Origin of the sequence: Rahnella sp. CJA17(1/100) (assembly GCF_963881615.1) — a bacterium.
GTDB lineage: Bacteria > Pseudomonadota > Gammaproteobacteria > Enterobacterales > Enterobacteriaceae > Rahnella > Rahnella aceris.
In genome coordinates, this window is the sequence record NZ_CAWOJA010000017.1 from 1 (window position 1) to 13,792 (window position 13,792).

Sequence of the window (13,792 nt, forward strand, 5' to 3'; positions counted from 1 at the left end):
TTCACGAATGCGAAGTTGCTCAGGCGTCATCGGAGAGGCCTTTGGGGATTTCCCTGCGCGTTCTTCTTTAAGCTGGCGAACCCATTTATCCATCGTGGATTTACCGACATTCATTGCCGTTGCAGCGCCGGCAACGGTGTAGTGCTGATCGAGTACAAGCTGGGCAGCTTCGAGGCGAAACTCGGGGCTAAAATTACGTCTGTTACGTCCGGTCATAATGTCACCTGTTTTGACTATGAGGTGATGATATCACCTCTATTCAGGTGGCCAGATTTAGTATTCCACTACAGACACCCTGCAGCCAGAACGGCTGGCAGGGTAGCGTTCACACATTTATTGACCAGTTGTCACTTTGCGGACTGCCATGCGTGATTCCCTCCAAAGAAGGGGATATTTAACTGTATACAAAAGGGTCTTCCCCCGTTGTGGTGGCTATTGTAGGATTTGGTTGTTCACCGAACAATGGGAGGTACCACTTGAGTAATGCTGCTGTTGTCATCAGAAATTACACTTCTACTTTTCCTGACCCTATTTTGATAACGAAAAATGATACTGCCGTTATTAGCCATTGTGACCTTGAATATCCGGGGTGGGTATTGATAACACTCACCTCAGGGAAAGCCGGATGGGCTCCCCAACAAATATTTTCTCCCCCTCAGTTCTAAAGAAGTTATCTGTATTGAAGACTGTATGGCCCATGAACTCTCAGTCAGGTCCAGCGAGAAAATTCTGTCATCTAGTCTCTAAACTGCTGGTGCTGGGCGCTCAAACATTCTGGAGAGTATGGTTTGGTGCCAGAAAAATGTATAAGTATCTAACCAACCCAGAGCACTTTCATGGACAAAAATCCCTCTATTCTTATCCTGTCTTACCGTGGCAGGTTCAGTTTCTTTCTCTTGTTGAAAAATCCGGTTCTGTGACGGACATTGTCGGCATTGCTGGGCACACACAACTGCCCCCCAACCTGCGGTAAATCCTGCTCCATACATGTTCACCGGCGTCGCAAGTGGCATCACCTCGATACCTGTCAGTTCAACACGCTGGTTGAGCTGGTGTCCCCTGCGTGGTCTTCACCGAGCACGGTTACCAGACACTTCCGGTTCCGTGGCAGGGCCAGGCAGCCGCTTTATGAAAAAGCATAAATATTAAGCAACCACAAGCTCCTCATTTGCAGTGATTGCTGCTGAACGCTCATTTTCAATAGCTAAGGACTCTCTATATTCTTTGGCGTCCGCAAACATTGTCCAGTGCGCACTGATGCTCATATCTTCAATAGTTGATTTGATATCCTTTATCCTGACATTGAAGAACTCTTTACGAGCATTAATCTTGTTCACTTGCCTGTCATTGAATACTTTATGCAAATGGTTTTCTAGTGAAGGCGCATCGTCACTGTAAATCATGGCATGTACATCAAATGAGAATGGAACGCTGGCGTCACCAAGTTCACGAACGCGGTCTAATGGTTCTAGACGACGCGTCATCCCAATTTTGTATACGTGTTCACCGAAAGAGCCAATATTGCTGATAACATATACGTGACCTGCACGTGTTTGCTGGGCCATTGAAATTGCTCTTTGGTTCTTGGCCTCGGCTTCTTCGTATTTGGTTTGAAGCTCAGCTAATTTTTGCTCAAGAGCTAAGCGTTGTTCTTCACTTGCAAGCATTAACTCTTGTGTCGCTTTATCGATGGCTTGCTGTATGGTTTTCTCTTCTTTCTCGGCTTCTTTTATCGCTTTCTCGTATTCACGGCGAGCTTTTTCTTCTTCACGCAGTTGTTCTTTAATTCGTCTTTGCTCCTCTTTTTCTTCAAGCATGATTTCATTTACCGCAACACCCCACTTAAGTTCGTTAAGTCGGGCCTGAAGGTAGATGTCGGTGATCTGAGCAGACCGAAATGCTGAGCCATTAAAATTCACCAACTGGAATGCATCTTTAATTTCTTGTGAAAGTTTACCGTAGTTGTTGTGCTTGATTTTAGAAAGAGTACTGTCAACTTTCCCATTAAACGCATCTAATACAAATTTAATTGCAGTGTTGCGCCTATTGGTTTCAACATACTCGCAGCTTGCGGCTTTACTTGTATTAATAAGAGACTTAGTTAACTCTCGCGCTTTTTGAAGCTCTCTTCCTGCATCAGTAAACTCATAATTATCTGCAATTTCATCTAAAACGCTGCGGTTGGGAACTATCCATTCATCGCCATATCCTTCAATTTTATTTTTCATGGATTTGGCTACAGCCTGGTATGTTTCAGCAAACTCTTTCGCTTCATAGGCAGAACCAGCAATCTCTTTTGCTCGGATCTCTGCATCAGCGATTATTTTCATCGCATTATCATTTGCATTAGATATCAGCTCATCGGTTTTACTGTTGGCATTATCAAGCCGTTCTTTGGCTTTCAAACGAGCATCTCGCGCGTCTTTAGTGATTGCTACTGCTTCACTGTTTGCATTGTTTATTGTGAGCCGAGCTTGATTATGAGCTTCACTTATAGCTCTGGCGGCCTTTATTTGGGCTTCATCAATTTTTTCTTTGGCTATTGACTCAGCAGTCTTTATCTTTTTCTCAGCATTCTGGACTGCATCATGTAGTCTTTGATACTGCCATAAGGGAGCTGCTTTTCCTTCAAGTTCAGAATGCTCTCGAACAGCTTGAGCAAAATTTTCTTCAATCAGGCTCAGCTTATCTTGGCTATCATATAATTCATTTGCGAGGGAAGTATTACTTGCGATAAGGTTATCGACTACTACCTTATGCTTTTTGCTTTTCTTGACCAGGGTAACAGTCAGGATTGGAGAAAGTAGGGCTAACAAGAGTACTAATGTGACAAATAAATCCATTTCATAATCCTTTATTCTGTCAATTCAAAACTGGTGTGCTTCTTACATATGTAATCTCTTCAATATCTGAAAAAACACACTCAAAACTGTTGCCTGCGGTGGGAATTTAAATCATGTCCTTGGGCAATCAGATGATTAGTTTAACTGAATAAGTTCCATTGATATTGATCAACCAGTGCCCATCACATACACCTATGAATTTGGTTCACAGATGAATGAGGTTATATCACACTGATATGAAGATATCTTTATCAAGTCTGGAGCCGATATTCATTAATTCAATTCAATTCAATTCGATTATCGGATATGGGATAACTATGAGCCTAAAAATTAGTACGCAAAAAGTTGATACATGGAAGAAGCGCATACAACGAGAAGGCCTGAAGGGGTCTACTTATTTTGCCCAGCAGAGTGGGGTTGTATGGGTATCTGCATCACAAGACCATCAAGCAATCTGTCTTAGAGTACTGGGAAGAGATTCAGGATCCAGTTCGTTGGATAGCTATCTTCGCTGGGATAATGTTAGCGCGATATCGCTCGTGGAATTGCTATATCAGATTGAAGTTGCCTAGTTGGCGGGACATTACACTTGCATTTCTTCCCGCTGCTTTGTCTCGCAACGGATCTAAATGAAGTACTCAATATGCCTTATGCACAAGGTATGAATTTCGGGCAAGAAAAAACCCGGCAATCTTGAACCTAATAAGGCGGGATTGACGGGCTCTCCAAATTTGGGGACTTCAAAGAAAAGCAGTGGCACTAATTAAGACTCTGGCTAACTTTAAAAGTTCGTGCGAGGGGGCAAAAATTTAAAAAAATATTGATTTTTTTTTGCCCCATTACACTTCAATGAGTTACGTCATGCACCGGGCCAGATGATGACGATAAGCGTACCGGCGAGCGTCAGTAATACGTTAGCAATGGCATAGGTTCCTGCATAACCGAGTGCCGGAATGTTACTGCGTGCCGTGTCGCTGATGATTTCCATCGCCGGAGCGCAGGTTCGTGCACCCATGATGGCTCCGAACAGCAAAGCGCGGTTCATGCGTAAAACATATGCCCCGAAAATGAAGCAAATCACCACCGGCACCAGGCTGACAATCAGGCCGGAAAGCAGCATCTGGCCGCCTATTGCGCCGAGACCATTATTGATACCCGCACCAGCACTGAGGCCGACGCCCGCCATAAACACCATCAGGCCAAACTCTTTCACCATGTTTAGCGCGCCCTGCGGGATATAACCGAAAGTAGGGTGGTTGGCTCGCAGGAAGCCGAGCATGATCCCGGCGAACAGCAGTCCGGCGGCGTTACCGATGCCAAAACTGAAGTTTTTGAACTGGAAAGTGATGAGGCCGATCATCAGGCCGACAATAAAGAAGGCGCAGAAGGCCAGCAAATCCGTGAGCTGACTGTGTACGGAGATAAACCCGATACGCTCCGCCACGCTTTTCACCCGTTTTGCGTCGCCGCTGACCTGCAACACATCGCCTTTATTCAGCACGATACTGTCATCGATAGGCATTTCAATCTGACTGCGGATCACGCGGTTGAGGAAACAGCCCTGATCGGTGAGATTCAGTTGACTCAGACGCTTGCCGACCGCGTGGTTATTCTTGACCACCACTTCTTCGGTCACGATACGCATGTCGAGCAGGTCGCGGTCAAACACTTCCTTACCGTTACGGAAACTCGGGTCGAGGCGTGAATGTGCGTCCGGATAACCGACCAGTGAGATCTCATCGCCCACCTGCAATACGGCGTCGCCGTCCGGTGTCGCCAGGATGCCATTACGGCGGATTCGCTCTATATAGCAGCCAGTCTGACGATAGATCCCCAGTTCACGCAGGTTTTTGCCATCAGCCCAGGCCACCAGCTCCTGTCCCACGCGATAGGCGCGGATCACCGGCAGATACACTTTTCGTTTACTGTCGGTATCCAGGCCACGCTCGCGCGCGATCTGCTGGGCGCTGGTAGGCAAATCCTGATGTTGCAGCTTCGGCAGATAACGTGCGCCGAAAATCAGGCTCACCAGACCGATGAGATAGGTCAGGGCGTAGCCCAGGCTCAGGTTATCCAGTTCAGGCCCGAGCATCTTGTTACCGCCCATGGTATTACGCAGCGTGTCTCCGGCGCCGACCAGAACCGGGGTTGAGGTCATTGAACCCGCGAGCATCCCGGCGGTGAGGCCGATGTCCCAGCCGAACAAACGTCCGAGTCCGAGTGCCAGTAACATGGCGCTGCCGACCATCACCAGTGCCAGCATGAAATAATTTTTGCCGTCACGGAAGAAAATGGAAAAAAAGTTTGGCCCTGCTTCGACGCCTACACAGAAAATAAACAACATAAAGCCGAGGTTGAGCGCTTCAGTATTAATACTGAAATGCTGCTGACCCAAAAGCAGCGAAACCACTAATACGCCGATAGAATTTCCGAGCTGAACGGAACCCAGGCGAATTTTCCCCAGGCACAGACCGAGTGCCAAAACCACAAATAATAACAGGATGTAATTCCCGTTTAACAAACTAGCGACGTTTATATTCACAAGGATAACTTATTGTTTACCAACAAATTCTTGATATAGGAGAATGTAAAGGATAAATTCAGAAACAGAAAATTCCTACTCAGGATCGCGCGGTCTGTTTCAGCCCGGCGGGGTGGAAAATTGGGTTTCGGGCGTCATTTTAGTCACAGAACGCCAGTTCAGCCAGAGAAATGCCCGTATAAATCTTCTGAAAGCTTTTTTTGTGTTTCGCGGGAGTGCGGAACGCTCTGGGGAAATGAGCCAGAAGGCTCTGACAGGTAACAAAGAACGCATTTTATGCAGAGAACCTGTGAAATCTCGCCAACTTTAAGGAGGAAGTAAAATGGCAATTTGGCGAAAAGTGGTAGCCCCATTAATTTGTTGCACAATGTTCTTAATTATTTTTCTTATGTTAAAGAATGGCTGGATTATTGTTAGAAATATCGCGCCAGGCCCGGAATATGGCCTGTTATTATTTTTAATTCCCGGCGTGGTGACGTCGCTGATTTCCCGCGATTCGGCGATATTTTCGTCCTTTGTCGGCGGGCTGGTTTCCATCCCTGTGTGCTTTTTATTGCGCATGGCCTTTTATCCACGCGTTCGTCCGCTGATGCAGGAACTGGCCTATGCCACCAGTGCGATATTTTGGTGTGTTCTGGGCGCTATGCTGGTTCATTTGCTGGTCATTGCTTACCGGCAGTTCAGGCAACACTGACATGTCATAAGGTAGAAGCCATAAAAAAGGCGCTCACTGAGCGCCTTTTGGCTGTGTATATCTTTATTTTATCGCGGATCAGTTGCTGAACAGCGCCAGATGCTCTTTGGCATAGGCTTCGAAATCAGTGCAACCGCCAATGTGTTTTTGATCGAGGAAAATCTGCGGAACGGTTTCTACCGGTTTACCCACGGTTTTTTCCAGGTCGGCTTTAGTGATGCCTTCCGCGTGAATATCGATGTAGCGGAAGTTGAAATCATCACGTTCTTCAGTCAGTTTTTCAGCCAACTCTTTAGCGCGTACGCAATAAGGACAGCCAGGGCGCCCAAAAATTACTGCAAACATGGAGACTCCTTTGTTAATGCCAACAAGATAAATGAAAGGGGAATGTCTGTTTTTGTTAACCACATCACCTTTTTGATGTCGCTACTATGCCTGTTACAAACCATAAAAAAAAGCAGGAATTACCTGTCAGTCCGATACCTTTGACCTATCTGAATGAACCGGCACTCTTTTTCAGACACAGCACATTGTTACAGCTACAGGTGCCGGAATCCTTGCAAACGGTGCTCACAGCATGAATGATTGGGGCAACTTTTTTATTTATCCTTATCGCTCAGGAATTTTTTAATGACGCCGACCATCGATCTTCTGCGCTCACACCGCTCCATCCGTGCTTTTACCGATCAACCGGTCCCGGACGAGCAACGTGAAGCCATTATTGCCGCCGCTCAGGCTGCTTCGACTTCGAGCTTTCTGCAATGTTATTCGATTATCCGCGTGACCAATCCTGTGCTGCGGGAGACACTGGTGCAGTACACCGGTGGTCAGAAATATGTCGCCAGCGCCGCTGAATTTTGGGTTTTCTGTGCTGATTTCAATCGTAATTTACAGATCAACCCTCAAGCCGAGCTGGGTCTGGCCGAGCAGTTGTTACTCGGTTGTGTGGACACCGCGCTGATGGCGCAAAATGCCATGACGGCGGCGGAGTCACTGGGGCTGGGCGGTGTGTTTATCGGCGGTATCCGTAATCAGGTGGAAGACGTAGTGAATCTGCTGAAACTGCCTAAATTTGTGATGCCTTTGTTTGGTTTATGTATCGGAACCCCCGCGCAGGATCATCAGGTCAAGCCGCGTATGCCGCAGTCTCTGCTGGTGCATGAAAACAGCTATCAGCCGGTAGATAAAGAGCAACTGGCAGAATATGACGACGCGCTATCGGCGTATTATCTGCAACGCGACAGCAATGCGCGACGCGATACCTGGAGTGATTTGATTATTCGTACCCTTAAAAAGGAACAACGTCCGTTTATGCTGGACGCATTGCACAAGCAAGGTTGGGCAACACGCTAAACGGCGACGGAGTGTTGGATGAAAATTGCAATTCTTTCCCGTGACGGGTCGTTGTATTCGTGTAAACGCCTGAAGGAAGCGGCTGAAGCACGCGGACATGAGATCGACATTATCGATCCGCTGTCCTGCTACATGAATATCAATCCTGCTGCGCCCAGCGTGCACTATCGCGGGCATCAGCTGGATAAGTACCATGCGGTGATCCCACGAATTGGCTCTGCGATTACCTTCTATGGCACAGCGGTGCTGCGTCAGTTTGAAATGCTGGGCAGTTTCCCGCTGAATGAATCGGTGGCGATCACCCGGGCGCGCGATAAATTGCGTTCCATGCAGATTCTGGCGCGTGAAGGCATTGATCTGCCGACGACCGGTTTTGCTAATGCGCCGGATGACACCGCCGATTTGATTGCGCTGGTCGGTGGTGCGCCGCTGGTGGTGAAGCTGGTTGAAGGAACACAGGGGATTGGTGTGGTGCTGGCAGAAACCCGTCAGGCGGCAGAAAGTGTCATTGACGCATTTCGCGGCCTGAACGCGCATATTCTGGTACAGGAATATATCCGCGAAGCAGAAGGGCGCGACATTCGTTGTCTGGTGGTGGGGAAAAAAGTGGTCGGAGCGATTGAGCGTCAGGCCAAACCGGGTGATTTCCGCTCGAACCTGCATCGCGGCGGGACGGCCACCAATGTCAAAATTACGCCGCAGGAGAAAGACATTGCGGTTAAAGCCGCGCAGACTCTGGGGCTGGACGTCGCCGGGGTCGATATTTTACGTTCAAACCGCGGGCCGCTGGTGATGGAAGTTAATGCCTCGCCGGGGCTCGAAGGGATTGAAGCCACCACCGGTCTGGATATCGCCGGTATGATGATTGACTATATTGAACAAAGAGCGCGGCCGGGATTCCGTCTGAAATCCGGTGGCTAATTCTTATTCCCGTGCGTTAAATGTCCATCAATCCGGTAATGATCGTAGCGCTGACCGGCAATATTCCGTAAGCTATGACCCCTTCGTAATGCCGCTGGCGTTACGAAGGGTTTGTTTTTTTCGTTGTGTTGAACTCGTGAGGCATTCTATGGATTCGCTCATCGTCCCTGATTTAGCGCTGCTGCGGCGCTGGCTGGATCAGCTGGGCATCTCTTTTTTCGAGTGTGATTCCTGTCAGGCTCTCCATTTGCCGCATATGCAGAATTTTGACGGCATTTTTGATGCCAAACTCGATATTGTAGATAATGTGATTTTGTTTTCTGCACTGGCCGAAGTCAAACCGACGGCGTTGATCCCGCTGGTGGCCGATCTGAGCTCGATTAATGCCAGTTCACTGACCATTAAAGCGTTCGTGGATATTCAGGACGACAATTTGCCGAAACTGATTGTTTGCCAGTCACTGACGATTGCAGTGGGTGTGACGGAAGAGCAGTTTGCTTTCTTCCTGCAACAGGCTGAGGAGCAGATGTCGATGATTATTCTCGAAGCGCACGCCAATGACCTGCTTTTCCTTGGCGAGGAAGAAGAAGGCATGCCGGTCACTTCTGTGAATCTGCCTTTACTGCATTAATTTTCCATTTCCGGACATTCATTTCCCCCCTCTGAAGATCCTTTCCTGCGAGCCGTGCTTATTGCGGCTCCGCTGCCTTTATCCGCTTTCGCCATAAGTTATGCTGCATTTGTGTGGTTGTTGCCAGATATTTCACTTTGTTAAAAGGCAAAATGCCAGACGGTATAGACTAAATCTGCATAATTAATCGATAAACGCCGGTTTTGTCTCAGGAGGCTGGTACACAAGGGTTGCAGGCGCTATGCTTCTGACTCTGCATCAAGCGTGATTACGTCGTAAAACCAAACGGTTAATTCGCAGGCAGCGTATGCGTCAACGTTGAATGCCTATGCATATTCCATGGGTGTCGGTTGGCAGTTGTGTGAAAGGTTTTGTATCCGTCTCAATGATACAAATTCGATTTATATTCCCTGTCTTGGAGGTAGTAACGGATGTTCACCCTGCGTAAAAAGTGGTTATCGGGTGTTGTCGCCGGCCTGGTTATGGCTGCGTCCGTCACAGCGTCTGCGGATGAAAAAACGCTGCATATCTATAACTGGTCCGATTATATCGCACCAAATACCGTGCCTGATTTCCAGAAGGAAACCGGCATTAAAGTGGTTTACGACGTGTTTGATTCCAATGAAGTGCTGGAAGGCAAACTCATGGCAGGCAGCACCGGCTTCGATCTGGTGGTACCGTCGGCCAGCTTCCTCGAACGTCAGCTGGCGGCTGGTGTGTTCCAGCCTCTGGATAAGAGCAAACTGCCAAACTACAAAAATATGGATCCTGAGCTGCTGAAGATGGTGGCGCAACATGATCCGGGCAACAAATACGCGATCCCTTATCTTTGGGCGACCACCGGTATCGGCTATAACGTCGATAAAGTGAAAGCCGTACTGGGTAAAGATGCCCCGGTAGACAGCTGGGATCTGGTGCTCAAGCCTGAAAACCTCGAGAAACTGAAAAGCTGCGGCGTTTCATTCCTCGATGCCCCTGCGGAAATCTACGCAACAGTCCTGAATTATCTGCATCTGGATCCGAACAGCACCAAAGCATCAGATTACACCGGTGCAGCCAACGATCTGCTGCTGAAACTGCGTCCGAACATCCGTTATTTCCACTCTTCTCAGTACATTAACGACCTGGCGAACGGCGACATTTGTGTGGCAATCGGCTGGGCTGGTGATGTGATGCAGGCGGGTAACCGCGCGAAAGAAGCGAAAAACGGTGTGAACGTGGCGTACAGCATTCCCAAAGAAGGGGCGCTGGCCTTCTTCGACGTGTTTGCTATCCCGGCGGATGCTAAAAATCTCGATGAAGCCTATCAGTTCCTCAATTACCTGATGGAACCAAAAGTTATTGCGCAAATCAGTAACACCGTTTACTACGCCAGCGGAAACAAAGCCGCGACACCACTGGTTAACGAAGATGTGCGTAACAACCCGGGCATTTACCCACCGGCCGATGTTCAGGCGAAACTCTTCACCCTGAAAGTTCAGGATCCGAAGATTGACCGCGTGATCACCCGTTCGTGGACCAAGGTTAAAACCGGCAAATAATACTCTTCATCCTTCAGGCTTCCTCTGCGTTGGCTGCGTGAACGCGCCCCGGTCACTGACGTGTGTCAGCTCCCGGGGACTTGCTCACTTGCCGCCTTGATGCAACCAGAATGATTTTGAGTATCGTTAACGCGGCTCCGCTTATTGATGGCGGGGCCGCTGACGTTTTGCTTCCGGCTGTATTTTGGGTATACCGATCAGGCACTTTCCCCCCTGACTGTTATGCTTATTTGAACTGCTTTATTCTGATACCGGAGATTTCTCTGAGTGAACGACGCTATCCCCCGCCCGCAGCCTAAGACCCAGAAAGGTTTCACCCCTTTGCTGGAAATCCGCAATCTGACCAAATCTTTTGATGGCCAGGCCGCCGTCGATGATGTGAGCCTGACCATTTATAAAGGCGAGATTTTCGCACTGCTCGGCGCGTCCGGCTGTGGGAAATCAACCCTGTTGCGTATGCTGGCCGGTTTTGAGCCGCCCACGCAGGGCCAAATCGTACTGGATGGCGTAGATCTTTCGCAGGTGCCGCCGTATCAGCGTCCCATCAACATGATGTTCCAGTCTTACGCCTTGTTCCCGCACATGACGGTCGAACAAAACATCGCGTTCGGCCTCAAGCAGGACAAGCTGCCGTCAGCGGAAATCAAAAGCCGCGTGGCGGAAATGCTGACACTGGTGCATATGCAGGAATTCGCCAAACGTAAGCCGCACCAGCTTTCCGGCGGTCAGCGTCAGCGTGTGGCATTAGCGCGCAGCCTGGCGAAAAGACCAAAACTGCTGCTGCTCGATGAGCCGATGGGGGCGCTGGATAAAAAGCTGCGCGACCGTATGCAACTGGAAGTGGTGGATATTCTTGAGCGCGTCGGTGCGACCTGCGTGATGGTGACACACGATCAGGAAGAGGCGATGACCATGGCGGGGCGTATTGCCATCATGAACCGCGGTAAATTCGTGCAAATCGGCGAGCCGGAAGAAATTTATGAACACCCGACCAGCCGTTTCAGCGCCGAATTTATCGGCTCCGTGAATATATTTGAAGGTGTGCTGAAAGAGCGTCTGGACGATGCGCTGCTGCTGACCTCGCCGGGTCTGAGGCATCCGCTGAAAGTCGATCCGGATGTGTCTGTGGTTGACGGCGTGCCGGTGTATGTTGCGCTGCGTCCGGAAAAAATCATGTTGTGTGAAGACGTGCCGCAGGATGGCTGCAACTTCGCGGTCGGAGAGGTGGTCAATATCGCCTATCTTGGCGACCTGTCGATTTACCACGTCAGGCTGCACAGCGGGCAGATGATTACGGCGCAGTTGCAGAACGGTCACCGTTTCCGCAAAGGTATGCCAACCTGGGGCGACGAAGTGCGCCTGTGCTGGGAAGCCGACAGCTGTGTCGTGCTGACTGTTTAAAGGGGGATGAAAATGTCTGTAATCTCCGAAACCCCGGCCAGCAAACCTCCGGGCGGATTTAAAGCCTTCACCGGTCGTCTGCAACAGCGGCATGGCCGCAAGCTGGTGATCCTGCTGCCGCTGGTCTGGTTCCTGCTGCTGTTTTTACTGCCATTTCTGATTGTTTTCAAAATCAGTTTTGCTGAAATGGCGCGTGCCATTCCGCCGTATACCGATCTGGTTACCTGGTCAGACGGCATGCTGGATATTGCACTCAACATCGCCAACTACATCGGCCTGACCCAGGATCCGCTGTATATCGATGCGTATTTGCAATCGCTGCAAGTGGCAGCGATTTCCACGCTGCTTTGCCTGCTGATTGGGTATCCGCTGGCGTGGGCGGTGGCACACAGCCGCACCTCGACGCGCAACATCCTGCTGTTGCTGGTGATCCTGCCATCATGGACGTCATTCCTGATCCGCGTTTATGCCTGGATGGGCATTCTTAAAGACAACGGTGTACTGAATAACGTACTGATCTGGCTGCATGTTATCGACCAGCCTCTGGTGATTTTGCACACCAATCTGGCCGTGTATATCGGCATCGTGTATTCGTATCTGCCGTTTATGGTGCTGCCGATTTACACCGCGCTGACCCGCATGGATTACTCACTGGTGGAAGCGGCGCAGGATCTCGGTGCGCGTCCGATGAAAACCTTCTTCAAAGTGATTATGCCGCTGACCAAAGGCGGGATTATTGCTGGTTCGATGCTGGTCTTTATCCCGGCGGTGGGGGAGTACGTGATACCGGAACTGCTCGGCGGGCCGGACAGTAATATGATTGGCCGTGTCCTGTGGCAGGAATTCTTCAATAACCGCGACTGGCCGGTAGCCTCGGCGGTGGCAGTGGTCATGTTGTTGCTGCTGATCATGCCTATCCTGTGGTTCCAGAAATACCAAAACAAAGAGCTGGGAGATAAAGAATGAATCAGTTACCGGTTGTCCGTTCGCCGTGGCGAATTCTTATTCTGGTGCTCGGCTTTACGTTTTTGTACGCCCCGATGCTGATGCTGGTTATTTACTCATTCAACAGCTCGAAGCTGGTAACGGTCTGGGCTGGCTGGTCTACCCGCTGGTATACTCAGCTTTTCCATGATTCGGCGATGATCAATGCTGTCGGCATGAGCCTGTCGATCGCCACCGCTGCCGCCACCATGGCCGTGGTGGTCGGTACACTGGCCGCCGTGGTGATGGTGCGTTTCAGGCGTTTTCGCGGTTCAACCGGTTTTGCGTTTATGCTGACTGCGCCGCTGGTCATGCCTGATGTCATCACCGGTCTGGCGTTGTTGTTGCTGTTTGTGGCGATGGGGCACACTTTTGGCTGGCCGGCTGAACGTGGCATGTTCACTATCTGGCTGGCGCACGTGACGTTTTGTAGTGCGTATGTCGCGGTCGTGGTCTCGGCGCGTTTGCGTGAACTGGACCGTTCCATCGAAGAAGCGGCAATGGATTTAGGCGCACCGCCACTGAAAGTGTTCTTTATTATTACGCTGCCGATGATCTTGCCAGCGCTGATTTCGGGCTGGTTGCTGGCGTTTACGCTGTCGCTCGACGATCTGGTGATCGCCAGTTTCGTCGCCGGGCCGGGCGCGACCACGTTACCGATGCTGGTTTTTGCCAGCGTGCGTATGGGTGTCAACCCTGAAATCAACGCACTGGCGACGCTGATCCTGCTGGTGGTGGGCATCATCGGCATGATTGCCTGGTGGTTTATGTCGCGTGCCGAGAAACAACGGCGCAAAGAAATTCAGCGCGCTCAACGTGCTTAAATTTTAAGATAATTTTCAGGGCGGATGTATTCCGCCCTGAACGTAAATGGAGAGCCCA

The 13,792-nt window shown here is 49.8% G+C and carries 13 protein-coding genes and 1 pseudogene; 10 read left to right on the plus strand and 4 right to left on the minus strand.

Annotated elements, in window-relative coordinates; translation table 11 throughout:
* The coding region (locus AACU55_RS10290) for a transposase (RefSeq protein ID WP_134706984.1) at positions 1-216 on the minus strand (216 nt) is incomplete at its 3' end.
* 212 nt (positions 217-428) lie between these two features.
* Between AACU55_RS10290 and AACU55_RS10295 the strand changes: the two genes are divergently transcribed.
* Both AACU55_RS10295 and AACU55_RS10300 read left to right on the plus strand, forming a co-directional pair.
* Positions 429-665, plus strand: a complete 237-nt coding sequence (locus tag AACU55_RS10295) for an SH3 domain-containing protein (RefSeq protein ID WP_339382236.1) — start codon at positions 429-431, stop codon at positions 663-665.
* A 137-nt stretch (positions 666-802) separates the two neighbouring features.
* Positions 803-1,123, plus strand: a pseudogene (locus AACU55_RS10300) (hypothetical protein); the annotation flags it as partial.
* Between the two features lie 22 nt (positions 1,124-1,145).
* Here the strand turns inward: AACU55_RS10300 and AACU55_RS10305 are convergent.
* Both AACU55_RS10305 and AACU55_RS10310 read right to left on the minus strand, forming a co-directional pair.
* Positions 1,146-2,843, minus strand: coding sequence for a DUF4041 domain-containing protein (locus AACU55_RS10305; protein ID WP_134706985.1), 1,698 nt, complete (start codon positions 2,841-2,843; stop codon positions 1,146-1,148).
* Between the two features lie 859 nt (positions 2,844-3,702).
* Positions 3,703-5,385, minus strand: a complete 1,683-nt coding sequence (locus tag AACU55_RS10310) for an aspartate:alanine antiporter (protein WP_013575820.1) — start codon at positions 5,383-5,385, stop codon at positions 3,703-3,705.
* Between the two features lie 322 nt (positions 5,386-5,707).
* On the opposite strand from AACU55_RS10310, the gene ybjM reads away from it, so the two are divergent.
* A complete protein-coding gene (gene ybjM / locus AACU55_RS10315; protein ID WP_013575819.1) occupies positions 5,708-6,079 on the plus strand; it encodes an inner membrane protein YbjM in 372 nt (123 codons plus the stop codon).
* Positions 6,080-6,157: 78 nt separating this feature from the next.
* On the opposite strand, the gene AACU55_RS10320 is transcribed toward ybjM, so the two are convergent.
* Positions 6,158-6,424, minus strand: a complete 267-nt coding sequence (locus tag AACU55_RS10320; RefSeq protein WP_013575818.1) for a GrxA family glutaredoxin — start codon at positions 6,422-6,424, stop codon at positions 6,158-6,160.
* 285 nt (positions 6,425-6,709) lie between these two features.
* Here AACU55_RS10320 and nfsA point away from each other — a divergent pair, with 285 nt between their 5' ends.
* The 7 genes from nfsA (at position 6,710) to potI (ending at position 13,734) form a co-directional block, all read left to right on the plus strand.
* Positions 6,710-7,432 (plus strand): oxygen-insensitive NADPH nitroreductase, encoded by a 723-nt coding sequence (gene nfsA / locus AACU55_RS10325; RefSeq protein ID WP_134706986.1) that lies wholly within the window; start codon positions 6,710-6,712, stop codon positions 7,430-7,432.
* A gap of 18 nt (positions 7,433-7,450) precedes the next feature.
* On the plus strand, positions 7,451-8,353 hold the full coding sequence (rimK, locus tag AACU55_RS10330; protein ID WP_013575816.1) for a 30S ribosomal protein S6--L-glutamate ligase: 903 nt from the start codon (positions 7,451-7,453) through the stop codon (positions 8,351-8,353).
* 148 nt (positions 8,354-8,501) lie between these two features.
* Positions 8,502-8,984, plus strand: coding sequence for a YbjN domain-containing protein (locus AACU55_RS10335; RefSeq protein WP_013575815.1), 483 nt, complete (start codon positions 8,502-8,504; stop codon positions 8,982-8,984).
* Between the two features lie 431 nt (positions 8,985-9,415).
* Complete coding sequence (gene potF / locus AACU55_RS10340; RefSeq protein ID WP_013575814.1) at positions 9,416-10,525, plus strand: spermidine/putrescine ABC transporter substrate-binding protein PotF; 1,110 nt, start codon at positions 9,416-9,418, stop codon at positions 10,523-10,525.
* Positions 10,526-10,792: 267 nt separating this feature from the next.
* Positions 10,793-11,926 carry a putrescine ABC transporter ATP-binding subunit PotG gene (gene potG, locus AACU55_RS10345; protein WP_013575813.1) on the plus strand — a complete coding sequence of 378 codons (1,134 nt, stop codon included), beginning with the start codon at positions 10,793-10,795 and terminating at the stop codon, positions 11,924-11,926.
* 12 nt (positions 11,927-11,938) lie between these two features.
* A complete protein-coding gene (potH, locus tag AACU55_RS10350) occupies positions 11,939-12,892 on the plus strand; it encodes a putrescine ABC transporter permease PotH (RefSeq protein WP_013575812.1) in 954 nt (317 codons plus the stop codon).
* Positions 12,889-13,734 carry a putrescine ABC transporter permease PotI gene (gene potI, locus AACU55_RS10355; protein ID WP_013575811.1) on the plus strand — a complete coding sequence of 282 codons (846 nt, stop codon included), beginning with the start codon at positions 12,889-12,891 and terminating at the stop codon, positions 13,732-13,734. Before potH ends, potI begins: the two co-directional genes overlap by 4 nt.
* Positions 13,735-13,792 lie beyond the last annotated feature (58 nt).

What these genes read in the sequence shown, in the direction of transcription:
- AACU55_RS10305 (WP_134706985.1), bottom strand. Translation starts at nt 2,843, where the DNA reads ATGGATTTATTTGTCACATTAGTACTCTTGTTAGCCCTACTTTCTCCA.
- ybjM (WP_013575819.1), top strand. Translation starts at nt 5,708, where the DNA reads ATGGCAATTTGGCGAAAAGTGGTAGCCCCATTAATTTGTTGCACAATG.
- AACU55_RS10320 (WP_013575818.1), bottom strand. Translation starts at nt 6,424, where the DNA reads ATGTTTGCAGTAATTTTTGGGCGCCCTGGCTGTCCTTATTGCGTACGC.
- nfsA (WP_134706986.1), top strand. Translation starts at nt 6,710, where the DNA reads ATGACGCCGACCATCGATCTTCTGCGCTCACACCGCTCCATCCGTGCT.
- rimK (WP_013575816.1), top strand. Translation starts at nt 7,451, where the DNA reads ATGAAAATTGCAATTCTTTCCCGTGACGGGTCGTTGTATTCGTGTAAA.
- AACU55_RS10335 (WP_013575815.1), top strand. Translation starts at nt 8,502, where the DNA reads ATGGATTCGCTCATCGTCCCTGATTTAGCGCTGCTGCGGCGCTGGCTG.
- potF (WP_013575814.1), top strand. Translation starts at nt 9,416, where the DNA reads ATGTTCACCCTGCGTAAAAAGTGGTTATCGGGTGTTGTCGCCGGCCTG.
- potH (WP_013575812.1), top strand. Translation starts at nt 11,939, where the DNA reads ATGTCTGTAATCTCCGAAACCCCGGCCAGCAAACCTCCGGGCGGATTT.
- potI (WP_013575811.1), top strand. Translation starts at nt 12,889, where the DNA reads ATGAATCAGTTACCGGTTGTCCGTTCGCCGTGGCGAATTCTTATTCTG.